General features: G+C 55.1%; 3 protein-coding genes and 1 pseudogene. All 4 read right to left on the bottom strand.

The genetic code is table 11. The features are described from left to right. Positions 1-90 precede the first annotated feature (90 nt). Entirely contained in the window at positions 91-2193 is a 2103-nt protein-coding gene (fusA, locus tag AAC035_RS17940; RefSeq protein ID WP_339806464.1) for an elongation factor G, read from the bottom strand. An 18-nt stretch (positions 2194-2211) separates the two neighbouring features. Next, positions 2212-2682, bottom strand: a complete 471-nt coding sequence (gene rpsG / locus AAC035_RS17935) for a 30S ribosomal protein S7 (protein ID WP_339806463.1) — start codon at positions 2680-2682, stop codon at positions 2212-2214. A 107-nt stretch (positions 2683-2789) separates the two neighbouring features. Continuing rightward, positions 2790-3164, bottom strand: a complete 375-nt coding sequence (gene rpsL, locus AAC035_RS17930) for a 30S ribosomal protein S12 (RefSeq protein ID WP_339806462.1) — start codon at positions 3162-3164, stop codon at positions 2790-2792. Positions 3165-3332: 168 nt separating this feature from the next. Next, a pseudogene (locus AAC035_RS17925) lies at positions 3333-5765 on the bottom strand (DNA-directed RNA polymerase subunit beta'); the annotation flags it as partial.

Below are 5765 nucleotides of genomic sequence, written 5' to 3'. Positions count from 1 at the left end.
CCAATGGTGCCCACGTTGACGTGCGGCTTGTTACGCTCAAATTTTGCTTTAGACACGGTTACACCTCTTCCTGTTACTTAAGTCCGGGAATCAACCCTTTTTAATGATTGCTTCGGCAATGTTCGAAGGAGCTTCCATATAGCGAGAGAATTCCATCGCATAGGACGCCCGACCCTGAGTTGCTGAACGCAGGTCAGTGGCGTAACCGAACATCTCCGACAACGGAACCTCTGCACGCACGATCTTGCCTGCAACACCATCATCCATACCCTGAATCAGGCCACGGCGACGGTTAAGGTCACCAACGACATCACCCATGTAATCTTCAGGTGTAACAACCTCAACCTTCATGATGGGCTCAAGCAGCGCAGGGCTGGCTTCAAGCGCACCTTTTTTCATCGCCATGGAGCCGGCGATCTTGAAGGCCATCTCGTTGGAGTCGACTTCGTGGTAAGAACCATCATACAGCGTGGCCTTGATACCCAGCAGCGGATAGCCGGCAATACAGCCGTTCTGCATCTGCTCTTCGATACCTGCCTGAACCGCCGGGATGTATTCCTTGGGAACCACACCACCAACAACCTCATTCACAAAGATGAAGTTTTCAGAGTCATCATCAAGGGGCAGCGGCTCGATCTTCACGCGTACGTGACCGAACTGACCACGACCACCGGACTGACGAACAAACTTGCCTTCAACGTCAACGGCTTTGCGGATGCATTCGCGATAGGCCACCTGAGGCTTACCAATATTGGCCTCTACCTTGAACTCGCGACGCATACGGTCAACCAGGATGTCCAGATGCAGTTCGCCCATACCGGAAATAATGGTCTGACCGGATTCTTCGTCAGTGCGTACACGGAAGGAAGGATCTTCCTGAGCAAGCTTGCCCAGTGCAACACCCATCTTTTCCTGGTCAGCCTTTGACTTCGGCTCTACCGCCACCGAGATAACCGGCTCGGGGAATTCCATACGCTCAAGAACGATCTTGTGGTTCTCGTCGCACAGGGTGTCACCCGTGGTCACGTTTTTCAGACCAATCGCGGCAGCGATGTCACCGGCAAGAACTTCTTTGATCTCTTCACGGTCATTGGCGTGCATCTGAACCATACGGCCCACACGCTCTTTCTTCTGCTTCACCGAGTTGTAGACGGCATTCCCGGACTCAAGCGTACCGGAATAAACCCGGAAGAAGGTCAGAGTACCGACAAACGGATCGGTTGCAATCTTGAACGCGAGCGCAGCAAAAGGCGCCTTGTCGTCAACCGGACGAGTTTCTTCAGAACCATCCTCATCGATTTCGCCGCGAATTGCCTTGACTTCATCCGGTGCCGGAAGGAATTCAATAACAGCGTCCAGTACCGCCTGAACACCCTTGTTCTTGAACGCAGAACCACAGGTTGCCAAGACAATCTCGTTGGCGATCGTACGATCACGCAGCCCTTTCTTGATCTCCTCATAGCTAAGCTCCTCACCCTCGAGGTACTTCTCCATGAACTCTTCATTGGCCTCAGCAGCAGCTTCGATCATCTTTTCGCGGTAGGTATTGGCCTCTTCAACCATGTTTTCCGGGATATCCCGAAGCTCATAGGTCATACCCTGATCGGCTTCATTCCAGTAGATCGCTTTCATCCGAAGCAGATCAACGATGCCTTCGAACTCATCCTCAGCGCCAATTGGCAGCTGAATGGGTACCGGAATAGCACCAAGACGCTTTTCAATCTGGTCAACCACGCGCAGGAAGTTGGCACCGGCACGGTCCATCTTGTTGACGAACACCATGCGGGGAACTTCATACTTGTTCGCCTGACGCCAGACTGTCTCGGACTGCGGCTCAACACCGGAGGACCCGCAGAACACAACAACGGCACCGTCAAGCACACGCAAAGACCGCTCAACTTCGATAGTGAAGTCTACGTGGCCCGGGGTATCAATGATGTTGATACGGTGCTCGTCGTACTGCTTGTCCATACCACTCCAGAAGGTAGTAACAGCGGCGGAGGTAATGGTAATGCCCCGCTCCTGCTCCTGCTCCATCCAGTCAGTGGTAGACGCGCCATCATGGGTCTCGCCCATTTTATGACTGCGGCCAGTGTAGTAGAGAATTCTTTCTGTGGTCGTGGTTTTACCCGCGTCCACATGCGCACAGATACCAATGTTTCTGTAACGTTTAATCGGAGTCTTACGTGCCACTGTATAAACCTCGGCTTATTAGAAACGGAAGTGAGAGAACGCCTTGTTGGCTTCAGCCATGCGGTGAACGTCTTCGCGCTTCTTCACAGCGGCGCCCTTGGTATCAGCGGCGTCCAGGATTTCACCTGCCAGGCGCTGGGCCATGGACTTTTCACCACGTTTCCGTGAGTATTCAACGAGCCAGCGCATTGCCAGCGCGTTCTGACGGGAAGGCCGTACTTCTACAGGCACCTGGTAGGTAGCACCACCAACACGACGAGATTTGACCTCGACCATCGGCTGGATGTTTTCCAGGGCCTTCTCGAACATTTCGATCGGCTCTTCCTTGGATTTCTCGGCAACGATATCAAGCGCACCGTACACAATGCGCTCTGCAACGGACTTCTTGCCACTTTCCATCACGTGATTGATGAACTTGGCCAGTCGTGCACTGCCGAATTTGGGATCCGGGATAATTTCCCGTTTTGCTGCAACTCTTCTTCTAGGCATCGATAAGCCCTTGTCGTTAAAGGTCTTCAGGAACCCCTGAGATAGCCACTGCTACTCAGCCTTACTCTTACCGTCAGTAGTAACGATAAAAGACACCCATAGGGAAATCAGGACTTGGGTCGTTTAGTACCGTACTTGGAGCGGCCCTGCTTACGGTTCTGTACACCCTGGGTGTCCAGTGTTCCGCGAACAGTGTGATAGCGCACACCCGGAAGGTCTTTTACTCGACCGCCACGGATCAGCACTACACTGTGCTCCTGAAGGTTGTGACCTTCACCACCGATGTATGAGGAAACCTCGAAACCGTTAGTCAGACGAACACGACACACTTTACGCAGTGCTGAGTTCGGCTTCTTCGGCGTAGTGGTATATACACGAGTGCATACACCGCGACGCTGAGGGCAGGCCTGAAGAGCAGGTACATCGCTCTTGGCAACCCGACGTTTACGAGGCTTACGTACCAACTGGTTGATCGTTGCCATGTAAGCAAACTCCAAAAAAACCATTCTAATGAAACTTACCCCCGAAAAACGGGGGTAAAATTTAAGGGACGCAAGTGTAAGCCTGCGCCCCCGGCCAGTCAAGACGACTGATCTCTTTTTAACCAGCACCCATGTCGGTAATTACCGGGGCCTGGCGCGCCAACTCAATCAGCTTTCGCGATTGAGCTCGGCACTCAGCGCTTCCTCGACATCCTGTGCGGTTACGCCCTGTTCTTCCAGCTCGCGCTTGCGACGACGCTCGGCGTGGTAAGCCAGACCGGTTCCCGCAGGAATAAGACGACCCACCACCACGTTTTCTTTCAGGCCACGCAGGTAATCCCGCTTGCCGGTGACTGCACCTTCGGTGAGTACCCGGGTGGTCTCCTGGAACGACGCTGCCGAAATAAACGACTCGGTAGCCAGCGATGCCTTGGTAATACCCAGCAACTGCCGCTCGCCTTTCGCCGGCTGCTTGTCCGCTGCAACCGCCGCCAGGTTGGCATCCAGGAACAGGTTGTATTCCACCTGATCACCGCCCAGCAATGTGGTTTCACCCGGATCGGTGATTTCCACTTTCCGCAGCATCTGACGAACGATAACCTCGATGTGTTTATCGTTGATGACAACACCCTGCAGACGGTAGACGTCCTGAATCTCGTTGGTGATGTACTTGGCCAGCTCGACCACGCCCAGCAGACGAAGAAAGTCGTGCGGGTTGGACGGGCCGTCGGAAATCACCTCGCCCCGCTCCACGGTCTCACCCTCGAACACGTTCATCTGACGCCACTTCGGAATCAGAACCTCATAGGGCTCGTCGTCACGCGGTGTGATCACAAGACGCTTCTTGCCCTTGGTTTCCTTACCAAACGACACCGTACCGGTAATTTCTGCAAGTATTGCCGGCTCTTTCGGGCGACGTGCCTCGAACAGATCGGCAACCCGTGGCAGACCACCGGTGATGTCACGGGTCTTGGAGCTTTCCTGTGGAATACGGGCAACCACATCACCCACTTCCACATTGCCGCCGTCGGACAGCGTAATCAGCGCGTCAGCAGGCAGGAAGTAGTGAGCCGGCGCGCCGCCCGGCAGGGTCAGTTCCTCGCCATTGGCATCTCGTACTTCAATAGCCGGACGCAAATCCTTACCTGCCGCCGGGCGATCTTTCGGATCGATAACCTGAATTGTCGACAGGCCAGTCAGCTCGTCGGTCTGGGTGCGTACGGTAATACCCTGGTCCATACCCACAAAACGTGCGATACCCTGAGCTTCCGCGATGATCGGGTGAGTGTGGGGATCCCACTTGGCCGCCACCACACCGGCTTCAATCACGTCACCGTGCTTCACGCTCAGTACTGCGCCGTAAGGCAGCTTGTACCACTCACGCTCACGACCCTGGTCGTCAGCGACAGCCAGCGCAGAAGAGCGGGACACCACCACCAGAGAGCCATCGGTTCTTTCGATGGATTTCATGTTGTGGAGACGAATCTGACCACCGTGCTTGACCTGGATATTGTCTACCGCAGAAGCCCGGCTTGCCGCACCACCAATGTGGAAGGTACGCATGGTGAGCTGGGTGCCCGGCTCACCGATGGACTGGGCCGCAATAACACCGACCGCCTCACCGACGTTGACCAGGTGACCACGCGCCAGATCCCGGCCGTAGCAGGAAGCACACACGCCATGACGAGCTTCACAGGAGATTGCAGACCGCACCCAGACCTCATCCACACCGGCACGCTCAACCATTTCAATGGTCTTCTCGTCCAGCAGTGTACCGGCAGCTACAACCGCATTGTCTTTATCGGTCGGAGTAAACACGTCACGAGCCGTAACCCGGCCCAGAACACGATCACCCAGAGGCACAACCACATCACCGCCTTCGATATGCGGTGTCATCAGCAGGCCTTCCTCGGTACCACAGTCAACATCTGTGACCACCAGATCCTGGGACACATCCACCAGACGGCGCGTCAGATAACCTGAGTTCGCAGTCTTGAGGGCGGTGTCGGCCAGACCCTTACGGGCACCGTGTGTCGAGATGAAGTACTGTAGTACGTTCAGACCCTCGCGGAAGTTGGCAGTAATCGGCGTCTCGATGATGGAGCCATCCGGCTTCGCCATCAGGCCTCGCATACCGGCCAGCTGACGGATCTGGGCGGGGGAACCCCGGGCGCCTGAGTCTGCCATCATGTAAACGGAGTTGAAAGATTCCTGCATGACAGGCTCGCCTTCGTCGTCAAACACCGGCTTGCCTTCGGAATCAACAACCTGCTCTTTCGAGAGGCGCTCCATCATGGCCTTGGACACCTTGTCGTTGGCCCTGGACCAGATATCGATAACCTTGTTGTACTTCTCGCCCTGGGTCAGCAGACCAGAGGAATACTGGGACTCGATTTCCTTAACTTCGTCGGTGGCGGCGTCAACCAGCTCGTACTTCTCCGGAGGAATCTCGAAGTCGTTAAAGCCAATGGAGGTACCGGATACCGTGGCGTAGTGGAAACCCATGTACATGATCTGGTCAGCAAAGATGACCGTGTCCTTCAAACCCGCCACCCGGTAACAGGTGTTGATCAGGTTGGAAATGGCCTTCTTGGTCATGGG

The organism is uncultured Marinobacter sp., from assembly GCF_963974375.1.
Taxonomy (GTDB): Bacteria; Pseudomonadota; Gammaproteobacteria; order Pseudomonadales; family Oleiphilaceae; genus Marinobacter.
Note: the sequence above shows the minus strand (reverse complement) of the source record. Positions and strands in the feature narration are given on the sequence as shown.